Origin of the sequence: Paractinoplanes brasiliensis (genome assembly GCF_004362215.1) — a bacterium.
GTDB classification, from domain to species: Bacteria; Actinomycetota; Actinomycetes; order Mycobacteriales; family Micromonosporaceae; genus Actinoplanes; species Actinoplanes brasiliensis.
Genome location: NZ_SNWR01000001.1, coordinates 815,837 through 841,643, shown reverse-complemented (window position 1 = coordinate 841,643; position 25,807 = coordinate 815,837). Strand labels below are relative to the sequence as shown.

General features: G+C 70.8%; 28 protein-coding genes. 13 read left to right on the top strand and 15 right to left on the bottom strand.

Annotation, left to right across the window (positions count from 1 at the left end; all coding sequences use genetic code 11):
- Positions 1-40: 40 nt before the first annotated feature.
- Positions 41-2,974, top strand: a complete 2,934-nt coding sequence (locus C8E87_RS03420; protein ID WP_133871730.1) for an AfsR/SARP family transcriptional regulator — start codon at positions 41-43, stop codon at positions 2,972-2,974.
- On the opposite strand, the gene C8E87_RS03415 is transcribed toward C8E87_RS03420, so the two are convergent.
- On the bottom strand, positions 2,953-3,612 hold the full coding sequence (locus C8E87_RS03415; RefSeq protein ID WP_133871729.1) for a CHRD domain-containing protein: 660 nt from the start codon (positions 3,610-3,612) through the stop codon (positions 2,953-2,955). The two genes, C8E87_RS03420 and C8E87_RS03415, sit on opposite strands and share 22 nt — an antisense overlap.
- Before the next feature lie 10 nt (positions 3,613-3,622).
- Between C8E87_RS03415 and C8E87_RS03410 the strand changes: the two genes are divergently transcribed.
- Positions 3,623-3,829, top strand: a complete 207-nt coding sequence (locus C8E87_RS03410; RefSeq protein WP_133871728.1) for a COG4315 family predicted lipoprotein — start codon at positions 3,623-3,625, stop codon at positions 3,827-3,829.
- A gap of 5 nt (positions 3,830-3,834) precedes the next feature.
- Here the strand turns inward: C8E87_RS03410 and C8E87_RS03405 are convergent, their stop codons facing one another.
- Positions 3,835-4,365, bottom strand: a complete 531-nt coding sequence (locus tag C8E87_RS03405) for a DUF4333 domain-containing protein (RefSeq protein ID WP_166661054.1) — start codon at positions 4,363-4,365, stop codon at positions 3,835-3,837.
- A gap of 181 nt (positions 4,366-4,546) precedes the next feature.
- On the opposite strand from C8E87_RS03405, the gene C8E87_RS03400 reads away from it, so the two are divergent.
- A complete protein-coding gene (locus tag C8E87_RS03400; RefSeq protein WP_133871726.1) occupies positions 4,547-5,101 on the top strand; it encodes a sigma-70 family RNA polymerase sigma factor in 555 nt (184 codons plus the stop codon).
- Positions 5,098-5,802: an anti-sigma factor gene (locus tag C8E87_RS03395; protein WP_133871725.1), complete on the top strand. Its 705-nt coding sequence runs from the start codon at positions 5,098-5,100 to the stop codon at positions 5,800-5,802. The genes C8E87_RS03400 and C8E87_RS03395 overlap by 4 nt, the downstream gene beginning before the upstream one ends.
- A gap of 60 nt (positions 5,803-5,862) precedes the next feature.
- Here C8E87_RS03395 and C8E87_RS03390 read toward each other — a convergent pair whose 3' ends face one another.
- A complete protein-coding gene (locus tag C8E87_RS03390) occupies positions 5,863-7,464 on the bottom strand; it encodes a protein kinase domain-containing protein (RefSeq protein ID WP_133871724.1) in 1,602 nt (533 codons plus the stop codon).
- A 147-nt stretch (positions 7,465-7,611) separates the two neighbouring features.
- Between C8E87_RS03390 and C8E87_RS03385 the strand changes: the two genes are divergently transcribed.
- On the top strand, positions 7,612-8,475 hold the full coding sequence (locus C8E87_RS03385) for a dioxygenase family protein (RefSeq protein WP_133871723.1): 864 nt from the start codon (positions 7,612-7,614) through the stop codon (positions 8,473-8,475).
- Here the strand turns inward: C8E87_RS03385 and C8E87_RS03380 are convergent.
- A complete protein-coding gene (locus C8E87_RS03380) occupies positions 8,470-9,168 on the bottom strand; it encodes a GNAT family N-acetyltransferase (protein ID WP_133871722.1) in 699 nt (232 codons plus the stop codon). The two genes, C8E87_RS03385 and C8E87_RS03380, sit on opposite strands and share 6 nt — an antisense overlap.
- A gap of 57 nt (positions 9,169-9,225) precedes the next feature.
- A complete protein-coding gene (locus C8E87_RS03375) occupies positions 9,226-9,561 on the bottom strand; it encodes a hypothetical protein (RefSeq protein ID WP_133871721.1) in 336 nt (111 codons plus the stop codon).
- A 165-nt stretch (positions 9,562-9,726) separates the two neighbouring features.
- Here C8E87_RS03375 and C8E87_RS03370 point away from each other — a divergent pair, with 165 nt between their 5' ends.
- The 5 genes from C8E87_RS03370 to C8E87_RS03350 all read left to right on the top strand — a co-directional run bounded on the left by C8E87_RS03370 (position 9,727) and on the right by C8E87_RS03350 (position 13,312).
- Entirely contained in the window at positions 9,727-10,197 is a 471-nt protein-coding gene (locus C8E87_RS03370) for a MarR family winged helix-turn-helix transcriptional regulator (RefSeq protein ID WP_203720941.1), read from the top strand.
- 378 nt (positions 10,198-10,575) lie between these two features.
- Positions 10,576-11,085: a cupin domain-containing protein gene (locus C8E87_RS03365; RefSeq protein ID WP_133871720.1), complete on the top strand. Its 510-nt coding sequence runs from the start codon at positions 10,576-10,578 to the stop codon at positions 11,083-11,085.
- Between the two features lie 4 nt (positions 11,086-11,089).
- Positions 11,090-11,704, top strand: coding sequence for a DUF4232 domain-containing protein (locus tag C8E87_RS03360; RefSeq protein ID WP_133871719.1), 615 nt, complete (start codon positions 11,090-11,092; stop codon positions 11,702-11,704).
- A gap of 197 nt (positions 11,705-11,901) precedes the next feature.
- Positions 11,902-12,525: an NAD(P)H:quinone oxidoreductase gene (wrbA, locus tag C8E87_RS03355; RefSeq protein ID WP_133871718.1), complete on the top strand. Its 624-nt coding sequence runs from the start codon at positions 11,902-11,904 to the stop codon at positions 12,523-12,525.
- Positions 12,526-12,688: 163 nt separating this feature from the next.
- Positions 12,689-13,312 carry a helix-turn-helix transcriptional regulator gene (locus C8E87_RS03350; RefSeq protein WP_203720942.1) on the top strand — a complete coding sequence of 208 codons (624 nt, stop codon included), beginning with the start codon at positions 12,689-12,691 and terminating at the stop codon, positions 13,310-13,312.
- 189 nt (positions 13,313-13,501) lie between these two features.
- Here C8E87_RS03350 and C8E87_RS44485 read toward each other — a convergent pair whose 3' ends face one another.
- From C8E87_RS44485 to C8E87_RS03330, 4 genes are all read right to left on the bottom strand, one after another.
- Positions 13,502-13,975, bottom strand: a complete 474-nt coding sequence (locus tag C8E87_RS44485) for a hypothetical protein (RefSeq protein WP_203720943.1) — start codon at positions 13,973-13,975, stop codon at positions 13,502-13,504.
- A 607-nt stretch (positions 13,976-14,582) separates the two neighbouring features.
- Positions 14,583-15,437, bottom strand: coding sequence for a hypothetical protein (locus tag C8E87_RS03340; protein ID WP_133871717.1), 855 nt, complete (start codon positions 15,435-15,437; stop codon positions 14,583-14,585).
- Between the two features lie 21 nt (positions 15,438-15,458).
- Positions 15,459-15,743 (bottom strand): hypothetical protein, encoded by a 285-nt coding sequence (locus C8E87_RS03335; protein ID WP_133871716.1) that lies wholly within the window; start codon positions 15,741-15,743, stop codon positions 15,459-15,461.
- Between the two features lies 1 nt (position 15,744).
- Positions 15,745-16,755, bottom strand: coding sequence for an SAM-dependent methyltransferase (locus tag C8E87_RS03330; protein ID WP_133871715.1), 1,011 nt, complete (start codon positions 16,753-16,755; stop codon positions 15,745-15,747).
- 124 nt (positions 16,756-16,879) lie between these two features.
- Here C8E87_RS03330 and C8E87_RS03325 point away from each other — a divergent pair, with 124 nt between their 5' ends.
- A complete protein-coding gene (locus C8E87_RS03325) occupies positions 16,880-17,593 on the top strand; it encodes a GntR family transcriptional regulator (RefSeq protein WP_239080615.1) in 714 nt (237 codons plus the stop codon).
- A gap of 1 nt (position 17,594) precedes the next feature.
- Here C8E87_RS03325 and C8E87_RS03320 read toward each other — a convergent pair whose 3' ends face one another.
- The 6 genes from C8E87_RS03320 to C8E87_RS03295 form a co-directional block, all read right to left on the bottom strand.
- The gene (locus tag C8E87_RS03320) at positions 17,595-17,852 is read right to left on the bottom strand and encodes a hypothetical protein (protein WP_133871714.1); all 258 of its coding nucleotides are present in this window, start codon (positions 17,850-17,852) and stop codon (positions 17,595-17,597) included.
- A 42-nt stretch (positions 17,853-17,894) separates the two neighbouring features.
- Positions 17,895-18,446, bottom strand: coding sequence for a sigma-70 family RNA polymerase sigma factor (locus C8E87_RS03315; protein ID WP_133871713.1), 552 nt, complete (start codon positions 18,444-18,446; stop codon positions 17,895-17,897).
- Between the two features lie 142 nt (positions 18,447-18,588).
- On the bottom strand, positions 18,589-21,324 hold the full coding sequence (locus C8E87_RS03310) for an AAA family ATPase (RefSeq protein WP_133871712.1): 2,736 nt from the start codon (positions 21,322-21,324) through the stop codon (positions 18,589-18,591).
- Positions 21,325-21,335: 11 nt separating this feature from the next.
- A complete protein-coding gene (locus C8E87_RS03305) occupies positions 21,336-21,989 on the bottom strand; it encodes a GntR family transcriptional regulator (protein WP_133871711.1) in 654 nt (217 codons plus the stop codon).
- A 37-nt stretch (positions 21,990-22,026) separates the two neighbouring features.
- The gene (locus tag C8E87_RS46760) at positions 22,027-22,290 is read right to left on the bottom strand and encodes a helix-turn-helix transcriptional regulator (protein ID WP_133871710.1); all 264 of its coding nucleotides are present in this window, start codon (positions 22,288-22,290) and stop codon (positions 22,027-22,029) included.
- Entirely contained in the window at positions 22,187-22,849 is a 663-nt protein-coding gene (locus tag C8E87_RS03295) for an AraC-like ligand-binding domain-containing protein (RefSeq protein WP_133871709.1), read from the bottom strand. The genes C8E87_RS46760 and C8E87_RS03295 overlap by 104 nt, the downstream gene beginning before the upstream one ends.
- A gap of 186 nt (positions 22,850-23,035) precedes the next feature.
- On the opposite strand from C8E87_RS03295, the gene C8E87_RS03290 reads away from it, so the two are divergent.
- Together C8E87_RS03290 and C8E87_RS03285 are read left to right on the top strand one after the other, a co-directional pair.
- Positions 23,036-24,553 (top strand): GMC family oxidoreductase, encoded by a 1,518-nt coding sequence (locus tag C8E87_RS03290; RefSeq protein ID WP_133871708.1) that lies wholly within the window; start codon positions 23,036-23,038, stop codon positions 24,551-24,553.
- Positions 24,554-25,001: 448 nt separating this feature from the next.
- Positions 25,002-25,703 (top strand): alpha/beta fold hydrolase, encoded by a 702-nt coding sequence (locus tag C8E87_RS03285; RefSeq protein ID WP_133871707.1) that lies wholly within the window; start codon positions 25,002-25,004, stop codon positions 25,701-25,703.
- Positions 25,704-25,807: the final 104 nt, after the last annotated feature.

Below are 25,807 nucleotides of genomic sequence, written 5' to 3'. Positions count from 1 at the left end.
CCTTGCTCTGTGACTCAGCACTGCTGAGGAGGACAGTCCCGTGTCACTGACCGACGACGAAGAACCAGCGACCCGTTTCGGCGTGCTCGGGCCGGTGCGGGTCTGGCGGCGGGGCGCCGAGCTGGACCTCGGCGCCCGGCAACAGCGCCTGATCCTGGCTCTGCTGCTGGCCAACGCCGGGCGGCCGGTCGGGATCGGCGACATCGTCGAGGTGCTGTGGGACAAGGAGCCGCCACCGAGCGCCCTGAACGTCGTGCACCGCTACGTGGGGGCGCTGCGCCGCCTGTTCGAGCCCGGCCTGCCGTCCCGGTCGCCCGGGCGGTGGCTGCTGGGCGACGCGACCGGCTACCGAATGCGGGTCGACCCCGGCCACCTCGACCTGCTGCGGTTCCGGGAATTGGCCGAGCAGGCCCGGTCGGCCGAGCGGGCCGGGCGGCCGGCCGAGGCGATGACCGCCTACGAGCAGGCTCTCGGTTTGTGGCGCGGACCGTGCGGCGGCGCATCCGAGCTCGTCTCCTACAGCCACGCGGCGTTCAGCGCTGTCGACCACGAGTGCGCGGATCTGGCCCGTGAGGCGGCCTCGCTGGCCTTGCGTCTCGAGCGGGTCCGGTCGATCCTGCCTGTGCTGAGGCGCGTGGCCGAGCACCGGCAGTGGGACGAGGCCCTGCAGGCCCGGTTGCTGCTGGTGCTGTCGGCCGACGGGCAGCAGGCTGAGGCGATCGCGCTGTTCCGGAACGTTCGCCGACGGCTCGCCGACGAGCTCGGCGTCGATCCGGGCGAGGAATTGCGCGAGGCCTACCAGGTCGTCCTCGGGCAGAACAGTTATGACTCGGCGGAGCCGGCCCATCCGCGCCATACGCAGACTCACCGGTCGCCGGCCATCGCCGCGGTGCTTCCGGCCCAGCTGCCGGCCGACCTTCCGCACTTCACGGGACGCGACGAGGCCCAGCACCGAACTGTCGGCCTGGTCAACGGTCACGTGCTGACCCAGGCCTCCATGCCGGTGCTGGCCATCGACGGGATACCCGGGATCGGGAAGACGACGCTGGCCATCCACCTGGCCCATCAGCTCGCCGACGCGTACCCGGACGGGCAGCTCTACGTGGATCTTCAAGGATTCGATCCGGAGCAGTCGATGCTGCATCCCGCAGAAGCGCTGCGCGGGTTCCTCAACGCCCTCGGCGTCCCGGACGCCGAGATCCCGGCCAGTGACCACGCCCGGTCCGGGCTCTACCGGAGCGTGCTGGCCGGGCGCCGGATCCTGGTGGTGCTCGACAACGCCCACAGCGTCGAGCAGGTGCGTCCGTTGCTGCCGGGCAGCTCCGGCTGCCTGGTTCTGGTGACCAGCCGGAAACGGCTGACCGGGCTGGCCACCGCCCACGGCGCTTTCCTGATGACGCTGGACGTCCTGCCGATCGAGGACGCCCGGGATTTCCTCGCGGCCCGGATCGGCGTCGACCGGACCGAACGCGAGCCCGTGGCGGTCGACGAGATCATCGAACGCTGCGGGCGACTTCCGCTGGCCCTGGCCGTGGTGGCCGCCCGGGCCCTGGTCCACCCCGACTTCGGTCTGACCGACATCGCCCGGGAGCTGCGGGACGCTCAGGGGAGCCTGGACGGCTTCTCGGGTGACGACATGGACAACGACCTGCGGGCGATCTTCTCGTGGTCGTACCGGATGCTCAGCGAGCGCGCCGCCACCATGTTCCGGCTGCTGTCGCTCCATCCCGGACCCGACATGACGGTGCCGGCGCTGGCCAGTCTGGCCGGTATCCCACCGGCTGAGGCCCGTCTGCTCGCCGGGGAGCTGGTGCGCACCGGCCTGCTCACCGAGCACAAGATGGGCCGCTTCACCACGCACGACCTCATCCGCGCCTACGCCCAGGAACTGATCGGCCCCGAGGACAGCGAGTCGCGGGCCGAGGCGTCCCGCCGGATGTTCCACCACTACCGCCTGACCTCTTACCACGCGGATCGGCTCCTTCGCCCGGCTCTGGCGCTCGACCCGCCGCCGGCCGTGGCGGACGTGTGCGTCACCCCCATGGGCACCGCGGCCGACGCCGAAGCCTGGTTCAACGCGGACCGGCATGTCCTCAAAGCCGTCGTGCAACGTCAGATCGAGGAGGGCCGAGCCACCTCGGCCTGGCCGCTGGTGGTCAGTATGCAGATGTTCCTGCAGCGCGACGGATGGTGGCATGACTGGGCGGCGGCCACCCAGGCCGGTCTGGACGCGACCGTCGCCGCCGGGGACGACCTCGGCCGCGCTCACATGTCCCGCGGGCTGGCCGGTGCCTGGCACGTGCTGGGCCGGCACGAAGACGCGGCCCGGTTGCTCCGGCACTCGCTCGGCCTCTTCGAACGGCTCGGACGATGTCCTGAGCAGGCGCTCGTGCATCGTAACCTCGGTCAGGTGAGTTCGGCGCTCGGCGACCACGGCGGGGCCGTGGCCCACTACGAGCGGGCCTTGAGCTTGTTCGAGGAGCTGAGGGATCCGGTCGGCCAGGTCGCTGTCCTGTGCCTGCTGGCCGACGCGCATTCGGGCCTCGGCCGCTCGGACGTCAGCATGGAACTGGGTAACCGGGCTCTGACGATGGCCGAGGCGCTGGGCGAGCCGGCCAGCCAGGCACTGTGCTGTCAAACGGTGGCCCGGTCCTTTGCTGCCAAGGGCGATCACGTCTCCGCACGAGCGGCCTGGGCGCGGGCAGCCGAGATCTTCCAACGGATCGGCTGGCGGATGAACACTGTCGACTGCCTGCTGGAGCTGGGCGACACGGCGCTGGCCCTGGACGATCTCGATGCCGCCCGCGCGGCCTGGCGGCAGGCACTCGAGCTGATCGGCCAGCAGTCAGTGCCGGAGCGAGCCGCAGCCGAGAGCCGCTTGGCCGGTCTCGACCCGCCCAGAGCCGTGCGGACACACAGCGGTGGCCTCCGAGCCGTGTCAGCCGGCTGTGGTCAGCGGCGCGCGAAGAGCTGACCCCGGACGGCGCCGCCCGGCTGCTCCTCGGTGTGCAGGTTCAGGTAGAAGTCGCGCGGACGGTCCTTGATCTCGCGCAGCAGGCCGGCATCTTTCACGGGGACCGAGCCGGACACGGCGACGACGCCGTCGGGGATCTCTGTGGTGAACAGCGGGACCACGACGTCGCCGTTGGCGCCGCGCTGGCCGCGGTGGATGTGGCCCAGGGTCGGCTCGGTGATCCGCGCGTCGTCGATACGGGCCACGCCGGCGACCGAGGTCACCGTCTCGGGCAGGGCGGCACTCAGAAGCGTGACCCGGACGTCGCCGTTCTGGCCGCGCCGGCCCTCGTGGAGGTGAAACAGCGTGGCCGCCTGCTGGTTGCGCCAGCTCGCCACGAAACTCACCCGGTTGCCCTGGACCCGCACGACGGTGGTCGCGCGGCCGTCCGGATCGCCCACGGCGGGACCGCCCTCCGTCGGCACCTCCTGGTCCCCGCTCATCGTGGCGGCGAAGTAGAAGGCGCGCTGCCGGGAGCGCTCGACGCCCTCGGCCAGGCTCGGCTCGGGAGCAGTCTCGGCCGGCCGGGTCTGCTGTCCGGTCGCGGCCGCCGGGCCATGGCCCTCGTGCGCGCTCGCCGGCGTCCCCAAAGCCGCCATGAGTCCCGCTGTGGCGAGGAACAATGCGAAAGTCCATTGTCGTCATCGGTACGGCCGCTCTCGTAGCCCTGGGGGCCTGTGGCGGCGCGAATGGCCGCTCTACTACTACGTCGCCGACCTGGGGCCGGGCGATGTGGACGGGCAGGGCGACGAGGACGGTCAGTGGTGGGCCGTTGACGTCGACGGCAAGCTGTTCAAGAAGATGCCGAACGCGTAGCCGCGTCACACCGGACGCACCACCTCGTACCGGCCCGAGTCGTCGAGCACACGAACGGTCACGGACCCGGCCTGGCCGTCGGCCAGAATGTTGCAGGAGAACCGGAGCCCCGGCCGCACCGGCACCGCACGCGGACAGGCGATCTGCTCGACGTCGAGCAGGTAGGTGTCGCGCACCACGGCCAGGACGCCCTGTTCCAGCGACGTGGTCTCGAATCTTCGTGAGCCGAACGGTCCGCCGGTGATCAGGCCGGTGACCACGAGGGCTACGGCGACCGCACCGGAGATCAGCGCCAACGACACCGTGCCGCGCCGGAGCGTGCGGTACCGGAGCGTGCCGCGCCTGGCGGGATCAGCAGCGTAATAGACCATCGGCGGCGGAGGCGTCCAGCCGGTCGATGGCTGCCAGATCCAACCAGAAGGAGGTATATGTTCCGGACGAGGGCGGGCCATGTAGGGCGGCACCTTCGCCCGCCCGGAGGCTTTCCCCACTCCGGCGGCCGGGGTGACGAGATCGGGGGTCTCGGGCAGCGCCATCGTCGTGTGCCTCTCGTTCCGGTGGACCGTTGCGCAGACAAAGACGCCGGCGTCATCGACGAGTTCACCTGGGCGGACTGTGTCGTTCGCCGCCGAAACGCCGGGTCCTGAACAGAGCGGGCCGAACCACGTCAGGAGGAGTGTCCAGCCCCCTGCCGGGGCCTGAGCAGGAATGGAAGCCATGCCGACAACGAAAAGCGCACGCCGACGAGACATGGCCGACGAGGCCTTCGTTCGATCGCTGTTCGCCGAGCACGGCCGGGCGATGCTCGGGTACGCCTACCAGCTGACCCGCGACCGGGCCGCGGCCGAGGACATCGTTCAGGAGGCCCTGGTCCGCGCCTGGCGGCACGCCGACGACCTCGGGTCCGACGGCAAGGGCTCAGTGCGCGGCTGGTTGCTGACCGTGGTTCGCAACCTCTTCCACGATCAGGTGCGAGCCCGCTCCCGTCGCGCGCCCGAGACCTTCGAGGCGCCGCCGGACGTGGCCACCGAACGGGACCATGCCGACCAGGTGGTCGCCTCCATGGTCGTCATCGACGCGCTGGCCCGGCTCTCGTCCGAGCACCGGGCGGCGCTCGAGCTCACCTATCTGCACGGCTACGGCATCGCGGAGGCGGCCGAGGTTCTGGGCGTGCCGCCGGGAACGGTCAAGTCCCGTGTTTTCCATGGTTTACGGGCGCTGCGTGACCTGCACGCCGCCGACGAGACGATGAAGGAGCGGTCGGTCGTATGACGAGCGGGAACGTGGTGTCCCCCGGCGACCACGCCGACGTGGCGGGCCTGCTGTTGCGGACGCTCGACGACGAGGACAGGACGCCGGCCGAGGAGCACCTGGCCGGTTGCGAGCAGTGCCGGGAAGAGATCGACTCGCTGCGGACATGGAGCGACGCGCTCGCTGCCGTGCCCGAGCCGATGCGGCTGGACGGCCCGCCGGACGGAGGTGATCTGCTGCTCCAGCGGACGCTGCGGCGGGTAAGGGCCGAGTCGACCGGTTCTCGCCGGCGGCGTACGGCCCTGATCGGCGTGGCCGCGGCAGTGGTCGTAGTGGCCGCCTTCGGCGCCGGTGCAGTGGTCCGTCCCTCCGGCGTCCCCGGCGATGCGGTGGCGCAGAACGCATCGTCGCTGCCGCAAGCACGGCTGGCCGAGACGACCGATCCGGCCACCGGGGCTCGGATGAAGCTCGCGGTGGCGCCGGCGGCCGGGTGGGTGCGGGTGCACGCCGCGGTCTCCGGTATCCCGGCGGGGGAGCGATGCCGGTTGGAGGTGATCGACCGGAGCGGGACCCCGCGGACGGCCGGCAGCTGGGTGGTCTCCGCCGCGGGTGAGTCCGAGGGCACGAGCCTGGACGGGAGCGCCCTGGTCGACCCGGCCCAGGTCATGGCAGTCCGAGTGGTGAACGAGCAGGGCCGGGTATTCGTCCTGGTCACCCTGTGATCCCGGTGCCGGCCCGGCCGGGCCGGCACCGGGACCGGTCAGCGGCGAGGGATCGCCCGGTTATGAGCGGTACGTGATGGTGTCGATGTCCGAGGCCCGGGGGCCGCGGAAGACGATGAACAGCGGGCCCGATGTGCTCCGGTCCAGCGTGGTCGTGGCGGTCGCGTAGGTGTTGACGTCTGCTGTACCGCCGAGCGTGACGGTCGCCAGCAAGATGCCCGTCGCGGAGTCGCCACGCAGTTCGATGACCGTGTCACCGCTGCCCGCGGTGTAGCGCAGCTGGACCTGACGCACACGGGCCAGCGATCGGTTGCGATAGCCGACGAAGTCCCCATTGTCGGTGTGCCCCACCACCCGGCCACCACTGGCGGTCGAAGGGAAGGAGTCCACGGTCCCGTTGTTGTCGGTGTACGACTCGGCCTCGAAGGTCAGCCGGATCGGCGCCGGGCTCGGGCTCTTGCTGACGGTGGGGCCCGCGGCGGGAGCGCTGTTGCTCGGGGCCTGCGTCCGGGTCGGCGAAGCGGGGCGCGACGGGGACGGACTCGGTGTGCGGCTGGGGGTGGCCGATGCCGGTGCCGTCGGTCCCACCGCCGGCATCGGTTCGAGGGTCTCCTGGCGGTCCACCGGGTCCGCGCTCACGGCGAACTGGACGGCCGTCTCCGGCGGGTTCCGGCCGACCAACAATGCGGCCACGGTCGTCACGGCGACGGCCGTCGCCACGGCCAGCAGGACCACGACCGGGCCGCGTCGGCGCCGGTCGGGCCGGGGCGGTTCGGCCGGTGTCGGAGTGACCGGCGCCTCGGTGACCGGCGGCGGGGTCACCAGCGGCGCGGGGCGGGACAGCACGTAACGGAGCAACTCGGTCGCCTCGTCCGCGGTGGCCCGCGCGGCCGGGTCCTTCTCGAGCAGGGCTTCCAGGACAGGCTCCAACAGGCCGGCCTGCTTCGGCGCGGTGGGCAGGTCGACCGTCAGCGCGGCCAGCGTGGCCATGGGCGACGATCGGACGTACGGTGGCCGGCCCTCGACGGCGGTGTAGAGCGTCGCTCCCAGCGACCACAGGTCGGACGCCGCCGATGCGGGTTCGTCGAGGGCGCGCTCGGGAGCCAGGTACGAAGGTGACCCGATCATCACGCCGGTCCTGGTCATCGTCGAGTCGCCGACCGAGGTGGCCAGCCCGAAGTCGGTCAGCACGGTCCGGCCGTCCCGGCCGAGCAGCACGTTGGCCGGTTTGACGTCACGATGCAGAACGCCGACCCGGTGAGCGGCCTGCAATGCGCTCACCAGGTCGAGGCCCATCCGGGCGGCCCGCGCCGGGTCGAGCGGGCCCTCCCACTTCACCTCGTCGTACAGCGAGCGGGCCCGCACCAGCTCCATGACGATCCAGGGGTTGCCATGATGTTCGACCACATCGAAGATCCGCACCACGTGCGGATGGTCGATCTGCGCGATGGCCCGAGCCTCGCGGATCGCCCGTTCGTACAGGTCGCCCAGTTCGGCCGGGCTCAACCCCTCGGGCGCTACCTCCTTGACGGCGACGGCCCGGCCGAGCAGCTCGTCGTGCGCCTCCCACACCCGTCCCATGCCGCCCTGCCCGAGCAGATCGAGCAGCCGGTAGCGGCCGGCCACCAGGCCATGGTCGGACGGCGTGCGGCTGCCATTCATCTCGGTCCTTTCGGTGCGCAGTGCTGACGCTTCTACGACGGACCGGCCGGTGTGGGGTTCACCTCGGGGGGCGGGCTTATCTGAACCTGGCCGGGAGGGGCCCGTTGTCGCGTACGAAGCAACCGGCACTGCACGAGGGGATCCACCATGACCGACTCCGGCGAGAGCCTCACCGAGGAAGCTGTCCGGCGCTGGGGCACTGCTCACCCGCCCCGCATGGCAGAGCTGATGACCGGGCTGGTAAGGCATTTGCACGCCTTCGCGCGCGAGGTCGACCTCACCACCGACGAGTGGATGACCGCGATGGACTGGCTGACCCGCACCGGGCGGATCAGCGACGACAAGCGCCAGGAGTTCATCCTTGCCTCCGACGTGCTGGGGCTCAGCTCCCTGGTGGTGCAGCTCGACCAGAAGTCCGACGAGCGGGCCACTCCGGCGACCGTGCTGGGACCGTTCCACATCGACGGATCGCCGGTGGTCGAATCCGGGTTCGACATGTCGGAGGGGCTTTCCGGCACCCCGCTGTTCATCGTCGGACGGGTGACCGACCTCTACGGCCGACCGGTGCCGTCGGCCGTGCTGGACGTGTGGCAGGCCGACGTCGACGGGGCGTACGAGTCACAGCTGGCCGATATCGACGAGGCCCGGCTGCGCGCCCAGTACCGGGCCGGAGCGGACGGGAAGTACTGCGTCCGCACGATCGCCCCGCTGGGTTACACCATCCCGATGGACGGACCGGTCGGCGAGCTGATCAGCCGGACCGGGATCAGCCCGTACCGTCCGGCGCACATCCACTTCCTGGTCGACCAGCCCGGCTACCGCAGACTGGTCACCCATCTGTTCCCGGCGGGCACCGACCATCTGGACTCGGATGTGGTGTTCGGGGTGAAGGACGCGTTGGTGACCCCGTTCGTCGAGTACCAGCCCGGACCGGGCCCGGACGGGACGATCATGGACCGACCCTTCCTGGTCACGCACTACGACTTCGTGCTGGCGCCGGCGTCGTCATAGGCGGCGCGAGGTGACCCTCCGGTAGGAGTGGAAGGTGATCGGGCGCCGGTCGGTGAAACCCAGAGCCCCGAAGCGGCGGACGCGAACGGCGTCGGACGCCAGGACGTGCAGGAAGGGCCGTTCACCACGCTGCTCGATGGCGTGAGCCAGCGCCGCCACGATCCCGGCCTCCCACCCGCGGCCGGCGAAGGCGGGATCGACGTGGACGGCGCTGATCTCGGCCCACCCCGTCGGCCTCAACCGCTCACCGGCCATGGCGATGAGCCGGCCGCGGCGGCGCACCCCCAGATGGTGTCCGAGGGCGAGGCAGCGGGTCCACAGCCGTTTGGTGCCGGCCCGCTGCGCCAGTGCGTGCATGTCGGCCAGATCGTCGTTGGTCAGCGTAACCACGCGCGGGTCGGCGCAGACACGGATCCGCGGCCCGGTGAGCTGGATGGCGGAGCGGCGCCGATGCACGGTCCAGCCCCGGCCCGGCAGATCCGGCCCGCCTGGGACGGTGATCGCCGTGGCCGGGCCGGCCAGCACGGCCAGGTCGGCCCACGCCCGGCGGTCGAGCGGGTCCGCCACAGCGTGCAGGTCGGCGACCTCGGTCGGATACCCCGCGGCCAGCCCGCACACCTCAGCCAGAGTGGCGTGCCCGCTGGTGAGCGAGGCCCATACCGGCTGCGTCAATGGATCGGAACTGGTCATCATGCGCGCTCCCCGGATCTCGGCCTGCTCCGGTAGCAGACGGGGGAAGAAGGCCGAAGTTCACGCCGGCGGACGCTGACGGAGCAGCCGGTCGGGCTCGCCCGGCGGGACGGTCGGGTAGCTGTCGGGCAGCAGGAGACCGAGGAGACGGAAAGTGGCGCACTCGGCGTGGTCGGCCCGGTCGCTCGGAGCGGAGCTGGCCGGTGGACTGAGCTTCAACCGCACGTCCAGGAGCGCGTCTCGGGCCGGCCCGCCATCGGGCAGGTGCCGGTCGATCTCGTCCAGCGCGTCCCGGATGAGTGATTGGGAGGAGACGGCGGGCGCCTGCGGGGTCACGACGTGCATGCGGCCGCTCTGAAGGCGGCTGTCGCGGCGGCGTTTGAACATTCCGAACATCGTCAGCTCCTCTGATCCCATCATTTCCGGTTGTGCACAGCGGGTCCGTCTGACCCGGCCGCTCCCCATACGCCGATGACGAGGCTGTGGTTCATCGCCGGTGGCGAGCCGAGCTGGCCCGGCATTCCCTCGAGCGGCTTACTGCCGGCTGACTAGCATGAACGGGTGAGCAGACCGGAGAGGCTGAACGAGCGCGAGCTGCGGGCCTGGCGTGGCTTCCTGATCATGCAGGAGGACATACGGCGCCACATGAACCGCCACTTGGTGGGGGAGGCCGGGATCTCGCTGGCCGACTTCTCGATCCTCAGCGTTCTGCGCCTCACCCCGGACCGGCCGATGCGGGTGTTCGAGCTGATCGACACGCTCCGGTGGGAGAAAACCCGGATCATTCACCAGATCTCGCGCATGGTCCGACGCGGTTTGGTCGAGCGGCAGGCTGCAGCCGACGACGCCCGCGGCACCAATATCGCGCTGACGGCCGAGGGTCGGGCCGTGATCGATCAGGCGCTCCCGTTGCATGTGCTTCACGTGCGGCGGTTGTTCTTCGACGTCCTCACACCCGACCAGTTGGACACCCTGGCTGCGATGTCGGAGACGGTACTCGACAATCTGCGGGACGAGCCCTTCGACGAGTGACCGCGGCGGTCCCGGTGAGGTGAGCCTGCTGCTTGATGACGCCGTTGAGCAAGTCGACGCTGTTGTTCAGCGCCCGGCGTTTGGTAAGGGCTGGCCGGCGGCACCTGCGGGCAGTCAGGCGTGATCTCGAAGAAGTGGGCGTAAGCGGTCGTGACGTTCGTCGCCCGGGCGCCCGCTGCCTGGACTGCGCGGCGTGCGGCCGGACCCGGGACGGTCCGTGCCCTCGCCGTGTGTGCCCTCGAAGCCCGTCAGATGGCCGGACTGCGTGAACCTCGGGGCGAACTCTGCGTCAGGTAGGTAGGACGGTGGTTCGCCGCGCCCCACGGTAGCGCCACCGTCCTCCTATCGATCATCCGTAGTCATGACTTGAGGAGTGCTGTGAGTCTCACGATCCCTGAAGGCACGATCGAGGCCCGGGACGCCCGTGGCGGCGGGCTCTACGTGCCGGCCGGCGACGGCGTCACCAAATGGTTCTCCGGCGACGTCTACACCGTTCGCCTGCAGTCGGCCCAGACCGCGGGTTCCGTCGGGATCGTGGAGGCCAGCGTGCCGCCGGGCGGGGGCCCGGTGCCGCACACCCACGCCGAGCAGGACGAAACCTTCTATCTGCTCTCGGGTGAGCTCGAGTTCCTCAACGGCGAGGAGACCTTCACCGCGGTGACCGGCGACATCGTCCACATCCCGCGGATGGTCAAGCACCGGTTCAAGAACGTCGGCCTGCACACTACCCGGCTGCTGTTCATCTATACGCCGGCCGGCGCCGAGGGCCTCTTCCTCGAGGGCGGGGACGAACCCACGCCGGGTGTGCAGGTCGACAACTGGGGGCCCGAGCGTTTCGACGACCGCATCCTCGGGCTGTTCCAGAAGTACGGCGTGGAAGCGGTCTGATCCCGTGGCACCGACGATCAAGCGAGCGACCGGCGTCGTGACCGCCTTGGCAGGCATTGTCATGATGCAGGGCTGCGTGGCCGGCGAGCATGCGCCGAGCGCATCCACCAGCGAGCGGCCGGCCCTGACCGCGTCGCAACCCGCGTCGCCCGCTTGGTCGTCGCCCGCGGCCGTACGCGCCTGCGCCAACGACGACATGTCGGTCGTGGTGACCCTGCAGCCGGACCAGTCGGACGGACAGGCCCGCGGGCTGATCACCTTGACGAACCGGTCCACGTTCACCTGCCGGGTCGAGGGCCGCGCCGCCATCTCACTGGTCAATCCGGCCGACGAGGTGGTCGACGTGCCCACCCGGAACGTCGACCAGCCCGGCCGCTCGGTGCCCGCGCTGCTGCGGCCGGGTGGATCCGCGTTCGAGGGCATCAAGTGGCGTCCCTGCGACAAGGGCTCGGTCACGTGTGGCGTCGGCAACACCCTCCGCTTCAACCTGCAGGCCGGCACTGATGGTCCGGTAGCAGTCCTGTCCGGTTTCCCGGCTCCCGAGGCGACTGCCATCACCATGGCGTCTCTTCAAGTCGGAACGCTGCAGCCGGCCCGTCAGGGCGTCGTCGCCTGGTGATGCCGGCGGGGCGGGGCGGACCGGAGGTATTCGGGCCGCTCCGCCCAAATCTGCGGCAACGGGGGTGAACTCCGAGCCGCCGGATGCGTCGAGCAGGAGTGAGGACGACCACTGGTCGGTCCTCCGGCCAGATAGGTGATGCATCATCTATCTTTATAGGTGACCTATCACCAAAGACTCTGAGAGGAACATCAGCCATGTCCGACCCCGTCAAGCTCGCCATCATCTACTACTCCTCGACCGGCACCGGGACGGCGATCGTCGACGAGATGTCGAAGGCGGCCCAGAACGCCGGCGCCGAGGTCCGGGTCCGTAAGGCGGCCGAGCTGGCGCCCCAGGCGGCCATCGACGCGAACCCGATCTGGGCGGCCCACCACACGAACACCGCCGGCGTCCCAGCCCCGACGCTCGACGACGTCGCCTGGGCCGACGCTCTGATCTTCGGCTCGCCCACCCGTTTCGGCAACCTGGCCGCGCAGCTCAAGCAATTCCTCGACACCCTGTCCCCGCTGTGGATGTCGGGTGCGCTGGCCGACAAGGTCTACAGCGGATTCACGTCGACCGGCACCCGGCACGGCGGGCACGAGTCCACGTTGCTCGCCATGAACAACAGCTTCATCCACTTCGGCGGCATCATCGTGCCGCCGGGGTACACCGACCCGGTCAAGTTCGTCGACGGCAACCCGTACGGCACCTCCCACCACGCCGAATTCGGGCCGGACCTGGGCTCGATCAGCGAGGACACCCGCAACGCGGCCCGCCACCAGGCCGAGCGCGTGGTCCGCATCGCGGGCGCGCTGAAGCGGGGAATCGCCGCCTGACGGGGGCGAGGAAGAAGCGGTCCCGGTGATCAGCTCAGATCACCGGGACCGCGCCGTTCCGCCCCGCAGGGGAGCGCACATGATCGGGGGAGAAGCTGAACCCCGGCCGCCCGGCTGCGTCGGTGGGAGAGGAGAAACCTGGGCAGAGACAAGGAGACTGGCCGTGGCGATGGTGCGCGTGCAGGTGCGGACGGCCGACGCGCTCGCGGCCGAAGGGCTGTCGAGCTACCTCAGGCAGCACCCGGACATCACCGTGCTCACCGACGATGTCGCCGAGGTTCCGGACGTGCTGCTGGTGGAGACGGACCGCCTCACCTTCGGCATCATCTCGATGCTGCGTCACTTCACGGCGACCGTCGACCGCCCGGTCGTGCTGGTCGTCTCCGAGATCGACGAGTCGCAGCTGATGGTGCTGGTCGAGAACCGCGTGGCCGCCATCATCCCGCGCGCGGCAGTCGGACGCGAGCGTCTCGTGCACAGCGTGCTGGCCGCCGCCGACGGCGGCGGGGTGATGCCCGCTCGCCTGATGGGCGAGCTGCTGCATCATTTCCGCCGGATGCAGCGGGAGGTCCTGCAGCCCAACGGTCTCACGCTGTCCGGGCTGACCGCGCGGGAGGTCGAGGTGCTGCGGCTGATGGCCGACGGCCTGGACACCAACGAGATCGCGGAGAAGATGCGCTACTCCGTCCGCACCGTCAAGACGATCATCTACGGCGTCATGGACCGGTACCAGCTACGTAACCGATCGCATGTCGTGGCCTACGCGGTGCGGGCCGGCGTCATCTGACCCACCCCGCGAGGCGTGGACCGGTTGTGAGCCGGCCCACGCTGTCCGGCGGCCCGCGGGCTGAACCATCGCGTCACCACCGCGTCGACATCAGTGAGGTCGACGCATCGATCCTGGCCCGAGCCGGTTGGTGTGTCGGCCCTTCATCGGTCCGAGGTGGCTCCGGATCCCCGTACGGCCGGCCGGCGATCAGGTCACCGGCGGCATGGCTGGTCCGGTCGTACCCAGGCGTTCCTCGGACACGACCGGAGGCACCGGCCAGGTGACGCCGGACGGGGGCCACTTCTGCCCGGTCGCGGCCAGGAAGCCGGCGGGCGGCTCATACAGTGGCGGCTGCAAGTCGTCCGGAATCATGCTGGTCCACCTGACCCCGGCCTTGCGCTGCACGAATTCCTGTCTCATCGCCTCGAGCCGGGCCGGCTGCTCGACGAGGTCGACAGCGGACGCGGCCAGGTAGCGCGCCGCGGACAGCAGTGCCTGGTGGCCGATGGTGCTGGCCGCGGTCGAGGTGAAGCCCCAGTTGTGATTGGGCAGACCGGGCGGGAAGGCCGCCGCCAGCAGCACCGCGGTCGGCGCCTGCCAGCTGACGTCGGCGGTGTCGGTCGACAGCCCGCCGGTGTATCCGGCCGCGGGGGGCGTGAGCGGGACGAGGTCCGTGGGCATGCCCACCTCGGGCTTACCGAGTGAGTTCTGGATCCCGCGGGCCCGTGGTGGGAAACGCCGGCCTTCTGCGACAGGCCGGGTAGGGCGTCGTACTCGGCGTTGAAGCCGACCACGGGTCCACCGGAGCCGGCGGTGGCCACGAAGGCGGCGGGGAACCCGGCCGAACCCCACTGAACGCTGAACCCGTTCGCGCGTAGCAGGTCGGCCAGCACCCGGGACGAGTTCCACTCCCGCAGGGAGAGCTCGGCATGCCGCCAGATGCGATCACTCAGCCCGGTCAGCGTCTTCTGGTTGGCGTCGATCCAGGACAGAGCGGTGGCCTTGGCCGTGCTCGCCCGGGCCAGACCGGTCGGCGGGCGGTAGGTCTCCGGCGTCACGCCGTGGACCTCGTCGTAGCCGAGCGTCGCCGCCAGGACAGGATCGGCGGCCAGGACAGCCGCGGTGGTGGCGCCGGCACTCAACCCGAACATCTTCAGGAGCCGGCGCCGGCCAATGTGTCCTTCGGTCATGTCATCTCCCGTGACAGTCGAGTGTGGACCTATTACGAGTAGACGCGTGGCTCTGCCGGAGATTCAGTTCAACCGGGGAGGCCCCGGTCACTTCGTTCTCAGGGGCGCATCAGTGCGGCCAGAGCCCGGTGCTCAGCGGCCAGGCCGGGTGCGGTCGTCCGGTACTGCCGCGTGCGGATGTGCTTCAGCAGCTCGGGATCGGGGCTGATCGCGTAGGTGCGCAGAAAATAGACGACCGCGTCGTTCCAGACCCAGCGCCCGTCGGTGCGCACGGTGACCGGCACGATCGGGCCCAGCTGCTCGTCGAACGGATCGTGGTCGAGGGCCTCCGTCGCGAGCAGCACGGATCCGCTCTCGAGGTAGTGCGCCACCTGCTCCAGTTCGTCGCCGGCCAGGGTCAGGCGGTCGGCGGCGAACGAACCGCCGGCGGCGTGGTGGTAGGAGTCGAAGACGCGGGCCACGGTCACCGGCGCGGCCCCGCTGACCGTCCACAGCAGCGCCGACCGGCCGAGCGCCTGCCGCTGGTACGTCGGCAGCGCCGTGCTGTCGTGGATCACCTCGACCTGGGGGTCGGTGACTCCGGCCGCGGCCAGAGCGGCCCGGGCCTGGTCCGCCGCCCGGTCGTCGGCATCGTCGGTGAGCAGCAGATATATGCGCACGGGCTCGGGCGACGGCCGATCGGGGGCATCCCACCGCCAGGCCCGCCACAGCGCGCTCGCGCCGGGGATCTGCGTGACGGCCGCGACGGCGGCCCCGTCGATCTCGTCGAGTTGGTCCGGTTCGCCGCTGAGATCGAGCATCACCGCGACTGTGCCCTCGGCGTCGGGCAGTTCGGGTGTGAATTGCCAGGCTTCCTGGGGGGAACCGTACGGTCCGTCGGCCGCGATGCCGCCGGACGGCACGTCGCGATCATCGGCCGGCCGGTTGGGCCGGGCAGGGGATGCGTCGGTCACGGCAATCGTCTCCAGGGTCGATCAGGTGAGCGCGTCTTGGAAGTGGCGCAGGGCCGTCAGCACGAACCCTGGCGCCGCCAATGTCTCAACACCGGGGCCTCGGCCGGCCGCGCTGTCGAGCATCTCGGCCGCGGAGCCGTGGGCCTGCGGGGCATTCCGTGATCCGGTGGCGACGTAGACGTCGTCCTCCGCGATGCCGAGTTCGTAAGTCCGCTGGCGGTACAGCTCGTCGCCGACCGCCTCGGGAGCGTCCGGCGTGCCGCGCTTCTCGCTCAGCACGAAGTCCGCCCCTCCGGGTTCCTGCACCTCACACCGGCCGGCGCAGTAGCACGAAACGACCGAAACGGGTCGAGGCCACCCGGTGCAGTGTGAAGCCGGCGGCCTCGGCCTCGGCGGCCAGTTCTTCCGCGCTGCGGTTGAGCGCGGGGTGCTCCTGCTCCCGGACGAGCCGCCGGAGCGTGCCGGAACGCTGGTCCAGGTCCTGCCGGTCGGCGTCCTCCTCCTCCAGGACCAGCCACCCACCCGGCCGCAGGGCGCGCCGGATCACAGCCAGGGTCGCCGCGCGCACCGGCTCCGGGAAGAACGACTGAGCCCAGCAGGCGCTGTCGAACGCGGCGTCGCCGGTGAGGTCCCGGGCGTCCAGGCATCGCACCTCGACCCGGTCGGCGACCTGGAGCCGGCTGGCGCGGCGTCTCGCCTCGACCGCGACCTCGGGCACGACTTCGACCGCGGTGGCGCGGAGGCGGGGAAACAGGTGAGCGAGAGTCAGCGTGGTGGTGGCGACGCCGCAGCCCACATCGAGCAGGCATCCGCGCGGCAGGGTCTCGTGCCACTCGGGGAGATCCTGGAGCAGCCGCTCGACCAGGGCCGAGGTGACCGGGGTGGGCCGGCCGCCGGCTGTCCGGGCGGCGATCAGGGCGTCGGGCCCCGTCAGGGGAGCCGTCGCGCCCTGGACGGCGCCCCGGACGAGGCGGCGGGCCAGGTCGGCGCTGTCCAGCACGTCGCTCAGGGTGAGCCAGGCGTCGTCGGCCGCCAGCGTCGCGAAGGTGGGGGTCAGGCTTACCGCCGTACCATCGCGGCGGACGACCCCGTGAGCCTGCAACGCGTCCACGGCGACGACGATCCGCTCGGGAGAGTGCCCGGTGAAGTCGGCCAGCCGGTCGAGCTCGCGGGGCGTGGCCAGGAACCGGATCCAACCCCATTCGTGGGCCGCGGCGAGCAGACTGAGTGCTTGCGCGCCGGTCGACCACAGCTCGATCACCTGGGCGGCCGCGACCGCGTCGGCGAATCGCTGTTCGGACTCTTCTTCGTCGGTCATCTTGCTCCGCGTCTCTGTGCAGCCGGATCGCCGGTGGCCCTCACCCCATGCGACGTGCGGCGGACGCCCTCGCTCAGAGGAAGCGGCGTGAAACGCGACACGTCGGGTGCATGGCGAGGCCCATTTGACGGCATCCCACAAGCGGTGTGGAATATATTGCATGCCAGTTCCTGAGCACACGGGCGTGATCCCGCGGTCCTTACTGCGTGAGAACGCCTACCGGTCGATCCGGGACGCGATCGTCGACGGGACTCTGGCCCCGGGCGAGCGCCTGAACGACGCGGAACTGGCCCAGTGGCTGGGGGTGAGTCGTACCCCGGTGCGCGAGGCGCTGACCCGGCTCGAGGAAGCCGGTCTGGTACACACCAAACCAGGCCGGTACACGATGGTCAGCCCGATTGACGCACGGGCCGCGCGCGCCGCCCAGACGGTCACGGCGGCGATGCACGAACTCGCCGTCCGCGAGGCCGTGCCGCAGTTCTCATCCGTCGAGATCGCGGCCATGCGGGCGGCCAACGAACGTTTCGCCGAGGCGCTCGAACGCGATGACGTCAATGCCGCGATCGCGTCGGACGACGAATTCCACGGCGTCGCCGTCATCGCCTCCGCCAATCCGGCCCTGCGCGCGGTGCTCGAGCAATTCACGCCAGTTCTGCGCCGAATGGAGAGGCTGCGATTCTCGTCATGGCGCGGGCGTGATTCCGTGGCTTTGCATGACCGCATCATCACGCTCTGCGAGACCGGTGACGCGGAGGCGGCGGCCACGGCCGCCCGGGACAACTGGCTCAGTCTCGACGAGGCCTTCGACCTCGACCCGGCCCCGGGTTCGGCCGACTGAGTCATCCGGCCCGGGCGGGCTCAGCGGGGCGGACGGCCCGGGCCAGGCCCGTGTCCTCGCCGGCGTCGGCCAGCGTGCTGATCAGCAGCCCGGCCTCAGCCTCGCTCAGGGCCGCCGGCGACGCGACGGCGGCGAACACAATGGCGTGCGCCACCTCGATGACGTGGCCGTCGGCCAGCCGGTGACCCAATTCGGTCCGGAAGTCGTCCGGAAGGCGGCCGGCGAGGTCCCCCAGCAGCCGGCAGATGTCTCGCTCCATCGTTCGCTCACCTCGGATTCTCCGACGCCGGCCCGGCTGTGGTCAGCCGTTGACCAGCGCATCGCGCAGACTCTGCATGGCGTAGTGCGCCCGTGATTTGACCGTGCCGACCGGGATGCCGAGCCGGCTCGCCACCTCGTCGAGGCTGCGGCCGTCGATGTACAGCTCCACCAGGACGGACCGGTGCGCGACGCTCAGGTCACTGATGGCGTGGCGCAGGGTGAGCTTGGCGATCACGGTCTCCGCGGCCCCGCTGCCCGACCCCGCCGGCTCGGTGTCGACCAGGCTGACCTCGACCGGGCGGGCCTGGCGCTTGCGGTAGGCATCGATGGCCAGACGTCGGGCCACCGTGAACAGCCAGCGTCGTTGCGACTCAGGCTCGACCGGTACGGCGTCGAGGCTGCGCCAGGCCCGGAGCATCGTCTCCTGCACCAGATCCTCCGCGGTGTGCGAGGCGCCCGGCGACACCAGACCGCGCAGGAAATGCAGAAGCGCGTTGCCGTTGTTGCGGTGGATCTCGTGCATGTGGCTCTCGGCGTTGCATTCCCGAGGGGCCGTGACGTCGCGTTCCAAAACGCTGGTAGCGCTGCTCATGGGAAAAGCGTATGGGTGGCCAGTTATATTTAACTTCAACGCTAGTTACGTCGTTGTGGAGCGGATATTCAACGCCATTATGAAAGCCATTCTGTGTTGGCTCGGCCACAATTAGCGGTGCTTTGTGTCCGCCGTCACGCGATCAACGCGGAAGTTGCCCGCCCTGGGCCGACAAGGCATCCCGCAGTCCGGCCCGCGACGAGATGCCGAGCTTCGGGAAGATCCGGTACAGATGGGCGCCGACCGTCCGGTGCGACAGGTAGAGCCGTTCGGCGATCTGCTTGTTGGTCAGCCCGGCCGCCGCCAGCTCGGCGATTTCGAGTTCCTGAGCGGTCAGCCCGGCCACCGACGGTTGGGCGAGCGCCGGGCGGTAGCCGGCGGCCCGCAGTTCAACGGTGGTGCGGGCCAGCCACGGTTCGGCCCCGACGGCCGTGAAACCGGTTCGGGCGGCCAGCAGATGGTCCAGCGCCCGCGGGAAGTCCTTGCGCCGGCGCAGTTTCTCACCCACGGCCAGCCGGATCCGGGACGACTCGAACAGCCAGCGCGTGCTGCCCGGCTCCCGGAGGGTCTGCTCCAGCCGCAGTTCGGCGTCCTCGCTGTCCAGCACGAGCGCATCCACGCCGTGTTGGATCAGCCGCAGACGCGGTGACAGCGCGGCAACCTGAGCGGTCCGGATGGCTTCGGCGTGGATCCGGGCGGCGTCCACCCGGCCGGTCCGAAGGGCCGCCTCCACCAGGTCGAACATCGCCCACGTGGCGATCGGGGCGTACGGGGCGAGCGCTCCGGCCGGGCTGATCTCGCTCGCGTGCAGGAAGGCGGCCTCGAAGTCGCCCTCGGCCGCGGCGGCCAGCGCGCGGGGAAGATGGGCGATGGTGGCGGCTCCGGCGACGCCCCGCGGCAGCGCCCAGTGGGTGATCTCGTCGGCCAGCTTGAACGCCTCGTCGGACCGGCCCCGCCCGGCCGCGATGAGCGCCCGGTTGAACAGGAAGTACCACCTCAGGAACGGGAGCCCGGCGGCGGCGCAGGCTCGTTCGGCCTCCGCGGCCAGCTCCTCGCCCTCGTCCCACCGCCCGGTGAGGTAGTCGTCCAGGCACAGATGCATGAGCGCACCGAGGCGCCGGCGGGGCGGACCACCTTCGCGGCCCTGGTGCACCAGGCGCCACGAGTGTTCCCGGTTCTCGCCGAGCCGGTCGACGTAGGCCGAGGCCGTGCCGATCCGCATGACCCGCGTGGGGTCCGTCTCGTCGGGCAGGGTGGCGATCAGCGCTTCGAGGTCGGGCAGGGCTGCGGTGCCGGTGCGGACCGGGTCGGGGAACGTCCGGCTCATCACGGCCAGGATGTCGGGTGGGGCCGGGGTGAACCGGGCCATGGCCCGGTGGAACACGGCCCAATGCTCCGGCGTGCCCGCGTACCACGAAAGCAGCAGCAGCGTCTGCATCGCCTCGTCGAGAGCCGGGTCATCGGCCCGCCAGCAGTGACCGCCGGTCTCGATCGCGCCGGCCAGCAGGCGATGGGCGGTCTGCACGTCCCCGTCACCGTTGATCAGCAGGAGCGCGGCGGCTCCCGCGGCGTGCAGCGAGCCGGCCGAGCCGGGACTCGTGGCGGTCGCGTCGGCCAGCAGCGTGCCGGCATCACCCACGCCGCCGGCCTCGGCCCCGATGTACGCCGCCTCGGCCAGCCGCCGGGCCCGGTGCTCGGCCGTGGCGCTCAGGTCGGCCGCGCGGACGAGGATGGCGATGGCGGCCGCGGAATCGCGGGGCAGGACCCGCCGCGCGGCCTCCTCGAGCTGCTCGGCGACCGCCTCGTCCGGGCCCGCGGTGGCTGCCGCCAGGTGCCAGGCGCGGCGTTCCGGTTCACCGGACCGGGCGGCGGCGATCGCGAGGTGGGCGTGGCGACGCTCCTCGTGGGTGGAGCGGGCGACGATGGCCGACTGGATCAGCGGATGACGGAACGTGATGCGTCCCCGCTCGTCGTCCACCCGCACCAGATGCTCCCGCTCGGCCGGGGCCAGGTCGGCCAGGTCGGCCAGGTCGCGCAGCCCCCGCACCTCGCCGCTGCCCTCGAAGGTGGCCAGCAGGAGCAGCAGGCGGGTGGCATCGGGCAGGCCGTCGATCCGGGCGGTGAAGATGTCCTGCAGGCGGTCGCTGAGCGGCACCACGTCGGCCCGGTCGGAACGGCTGCTGCGGGTGCCGGCGAGGGTGGCCGGTAGCTCGACCAGGGCCAGCGGATTGCCTTGGGCCAGGTCGAGCAGGCGCTGCCGGTCGCGGGCGGTCATCGCCGGGTGGTGGGCCGTCACGAATCGTTCGGCGGCCTCGTGGGACAGCGGCTCGACCGTCACCTCGGTGAGCCCCTGGCGGTCGAGGAAGCTGGTGGTACCTGTGCGCGAGGAGGCTATGACGCCCACCGGCGACCCCGGCAGGCGGCGGGCCACGAAGCCGAGAACCATCGCGCTGGCCCGGTCGACCCATTGGATGTCATCCACGATCAACAGCACCGGTATGGTCCGTGCGACCGTGGTCAGCAGTGACAGTGCGGCGTTGCCGACCAGCAGCGCGCTGGGAGCTGGACCGGACGCGAAGCCTACGGCGACCAGCAGGGCGTCCCGCAGCGCCGGAGGGAGCCGCTGGATGTCGTCGTGCAACGGCAGCAGTAGCTGGTTGAGCAGCGAATAGCTGACGTCCGCCTCGAACTCGGAGCCGGCCGCCCGCAGGACCCGCAGGCCCGCCTCCTCGGCCAGCCGGGCGCCCGCCGCCAGCAGCGCCGATTTGCCGACGCCGGGCTCGCCGTGGACGAACCGGACGTCACCGCCGTCGCGCACCGATTGCATGAAACGAGCGATACGGGCCAGTTCCACCTCGCGACCGAAGAGTTCGTCCATGATCTGTCCGCTCAGGCCAGGGCCGGGCCGGAACCCAGGACGTCCAGCAGGACGGCCAGGTTCTGCCAGTGGGAGCGGGTGGCGGCGACCGCGCCGTCGACGTCATCGGCCGCCAACAACTCGACGATCCGCTCGTGCTGGAGCACCGAGTCGCGGCCGCTCAGCGAAGCGAACCGCAACCGGACAACGCGGCTCAGGGTCGGGTCGAACTGCTCGAGCACCGTACGCAGGGGCGCATTGCCGGAGGCCGTGACCACGACACCGTGGAAGCGGTCGTCGGCGGCTATGGCGGCGTCCACGTCGTCGGCCCGCAGGGCCTGGTCGAAGACGGCGTTGGCCCGGCGCATGGCGTCCAGGTCGGCGACGGTGAGCCGGGAGCCGGCCTCCTGGGTCGCCAGCTCGTGCATGGCCATGATCACCGAATGTGCCACTCGGCTCGCGTGCAGGTCGGCCGGGCTGACCATCGTGTAGCCACCGGGTTCGACCCGGACGAGGTCCGCCTGCTCGAGCTGGACCAGAGCCTGCCGGACGGGATTCCGGCCGACTCCCAGGCATGCGGCCAGGCCGACCTCGGTGAGCTCGGTGCCTGGAGGGAGCGAGCCGGCCACGATGGCGTCGCAGATGGCGCGGAGGGCCCGATCTGGTAGCGCCGAGGCATCCGACATGCAATATATTGCACGACGTTTTTTCACGGATGTCAAGTCAGGATCCCGACCGCGGTGAGTCGGACGAGCGGGACGTCGTCCGGACTGTCGAGGGTGCGGCCCCGAACCGGGCCTGGAAAGCCCGGGTGAAATGGGCCTGGCTGCCGAACTGCCAGTGGGCGGCCACCCGCGCGATACTCAGATGGCTCAACATCGGATCAACCAGATCGCGGTGGGCCGCCTCCAGCCGTTGCAGCCGGATGTACTCGGTCACTGTGTGCGGCTCGTGCTCGAAGAGCCGGTGCAGGGTGCGTGGGGCCATCCGGTACGCGGCCGCCACACGGTCGTGGGTCAGATCCGCCCTCGGACAGATGCTTCCGCGCGTACTCCAGAACCTGCTGCCGCTGGCTGTCGGCCGTCGCCGTGCCGTCGCCAGGCTTCGTGGTGGCGAGCGCGCCGGCGATGAGATGGAGTCCAGCCTCACCGAGGCGCGTGGCGCAGGCCCCGTCCAGACCGCATTGACGCAGTGCGGCGGCCGCGAAGCCAGCCAGCACTGCGCCCGGGCCCTGCCGGAACGGGTGGGCCTGCCGCATGGCCAGGCGCACGATATTGGTGGGCAGCGACAGCCCGTTCCGGGGAAACGTGAGCACGAGGAACGACCATCGCTGCTCCAGCCGGATCTCATAGGGCAGGGTCGGGTCGTACAGAGCCATCTGCTCGGGCTCGAGCAGCACCTGACGGCCGCTCTGGCTGACTACGGCGGTGCCGTGCAGCAGCAAGCCGAGCTTGAGCCGGGAGACCGGTTCCGCGCTGCGGCGCACGATCTGGGGCTCCCCGCCCACCCGGCTCACCGTCAGCGGGCCCAGTGTCGCGCGGGACATCGGCTCAGCCGGCCCGCTCGCACCGCAGGCCGCGGGGCGGCCCGCGAATGACCGCGGTGAGGAAACAACGGAGGATGTCACGTCAGGTTCGACGCACGGACGGCGCAGAAGTTCAGTCGCTCCAGGTCAAAGGCGTGGGCGGAATTCGTCAATCGCCCGCTGTGACACACGGTCAGCGTTGACGGCATGACAAATCACTATGACTTCATCGTGGTCGGGGCGGGCTCGGCCGGAGCCGTCATCGCGGCCCGCCTGTCCGAGGACCCCCGGGTCCGCGTCCTGCTGCTCGAGTCGGGACCAGCCGACAGCCTGCCCGAGATCTCGGTGCCTCCGGCGTGGCCGGCCCTGTGGGGCAGCGCCGTCGACTACGCGTACGTCACGGTCCCGCAGCCTGGGTTCGACGACGCGGTGCACAACTGGCCCCGGGGCCACACTCTCGGCGGTTCCAGCAGCATCAACGCCATGGTTTACCTGCGCGGTCACGCCAACGACTTCGACCAGTGGGCCAAGCTGGGCGCCGACGGCTGGGACTACGCCTCGGTCCTGCCCTACTTCCGCCGCATGGAGACGGCGGGTCACGGCGATCCGGCGTACCGGGGAACCGACGGCCCGATGCGGCCGTCGATCGCCACCGACGCCAACCCGCTGTCGCAGGTCTTCGTGGACGCCGCGGTGGCCGCCGGTCACCCGCGCACCGACGACTTCAACGGTGCGGTGGGCGAAGGGGTGGGCTGGCACGAGCTGTCCATCGCCGACGGTCAGCGGCAGAGCACGGCAGTCGCGTACCTGCGCCCGGCGGACGAACGACCCAACCTCACCGTTCTCACCGGGGCTCGCGCGCACCGGCTGATCATCGAGCGCGGGCGCTGCATCGGGGTCGCCTTCGCGCGGGACGGCGCTGAGACGGTCGTTTACGCGGACTACGAGGTCGTGGTCAGTTCGGGCGCCGTCGACTCGCCGCGCCTGCTGATGTACTCGGGTATCGGCGACGCTGCAGATCTCACCCGGCTCGGGATCCCGGTGACCCAGAACCTGCCCGGGGTCGGCCGCAACCTGCACGACCACCCGCTGGTCAGCGTGATCTACGAGGCGACCCGGCCGATCCCGGGCGGCTTGAGCAACCACGCCGAGACCTCGATGCTGTGGCGCAGCGACGCCGCTCTGCCGGGGCCCGACATGCAGATCATGTTCATCCACGTGCCGTTCGCGCCGCCGGCGCTCGTGGTGCCGCCGAACAGTTTCACCTTCGGCGTCGCGACGGTGCCCGATTCGCGCGGGACGGTGCGCCTCGCCTCGGCCGACCCGGGCGTCGCGCCGCTGATCGACCCCAACTACCTGGCTGCCGAGTCCGACCGTCGACGCCTCGTCGAAGGGATCGAGGTCGCCCGGGCGATCGCTGCCGCGGGGCCGTTCGACGGCTGGCGGGGCGCCGAGGTGCTGCCCGGGGCGGACTTGCGGGAGCCGGCCGAGCTGCAGCAGTACCTGCGCCGAGGTACGGGAACCTATTACCACCCGGTCGGCACGTGCGCCATGGGCGTCAGCCCCGAGTCCGTGGTCGACCCCGAGCTGCGGGTGCACGGCGTGGACGGGCTGCGGGTGGCCGACGCCTCCGTCATGCCCCGCATCGTGAGCGTCAACACCAACCCGGCCACCATCATGATCGGTGAGAAGGCGGCCGACCTGATCCGCTCCAAGCACTTCTGAGCCCGACCGCCGCTCCGTAGGCCCGGTCGGACTCGCCCGGCTGCTGAGCCTCAGCGGATGACGGCGTCCCGCAGGGCCCGCAGGGCGTAGTGCAGGCGCTGGTCGGCGACCGGCCGCCGACGCGGCCCGATTCGACCGTAAGGAGGACGACCTTCCGGATTTGTGACACCGAAGTGACATGGGGGTTCGGGCGGCGACCCGGCCGCCCACCTGTCGTATGACCTGAAGCGGGCGCAAGCACGGCATCGCCACCACGACGACCACGGGCCGGGCTCGTCGCGACAGACGGTGGCCCCAGCCGGGGTCTGCGGGTCCGGCGTCGGCTCCGCCGCGATCACTGGCCGTATCGCAGGCGAATGACTGATTCGCGCACCGGTGCGGGAGGGGACCGTGGAGCCCACGGCGTCCTGCCCCGGACGTGCTGCCGTTCGCCTACAGGGAGAAGCACATGAAACCCACCATCGTTCTGGTCCATGGCGCGTTCGCCGAGTCGGCCAGCTGGAACGGTGTCATCACCCGGCTGCTGGCCGCCGGGTACCGGACGCTGGCGGTCGGCAATCCGCTGCGGAGTTTGTCCGGCGATGCGGCCGCGGTCGCTTCGTTGCTGGCCACCATCGAGGGTCCGGTCGTGCTGGCCGGTCATTCGTATGGGGGTGCGGTGGCATCCAACGCCGCCGCCGGCAATGAGAACGTCAAGGCTCTCGTCTACGTGGCCGCGTTGGCGCCGGACCGGGGCGAGAACGTCCCGGATCTGACCGGCCGGTTCCCGGGCGCGACGCTGGGCGAGCACCTGCACGAGGTGCCGCTGGACGACGGCACGACGGACCTCTATGTGCGGCTGGAGGCCTACCACGAGCACTTCGCCGCGGATGTGCCGGCGGCCGATGCCGCCCTCGCCGCGGCCACCCAGCGGCCGGCGAACTCGGCTGCCTTCGCCGAGGGGTCGGCCGAACCCGCCTGGAAGATGGTTCCGTCCTGGTTCATCTCGCCGGAACGGGACCGGGCGATCCCGTTGGAGTCGTTCCGTTTCATGGCGGAGCGGGCCAACGCCCGGGAGGCGGTGGAGGTTGAGGGCGCGTCCCACGCGTTGCCGATGTCGCAGCCGCAGGCGGTGGCCGACATCATCCTGCGGGCAGTGGACGGGGTTTGAGGCCGCTCACAGACAGTCATTTCCATCTACGGGAGCGCCGCCTCGGAAACACGCTGCGTGATGGCTGAAGCCGGGGCGGCTCGGCTGGACATCGGACCGATTCC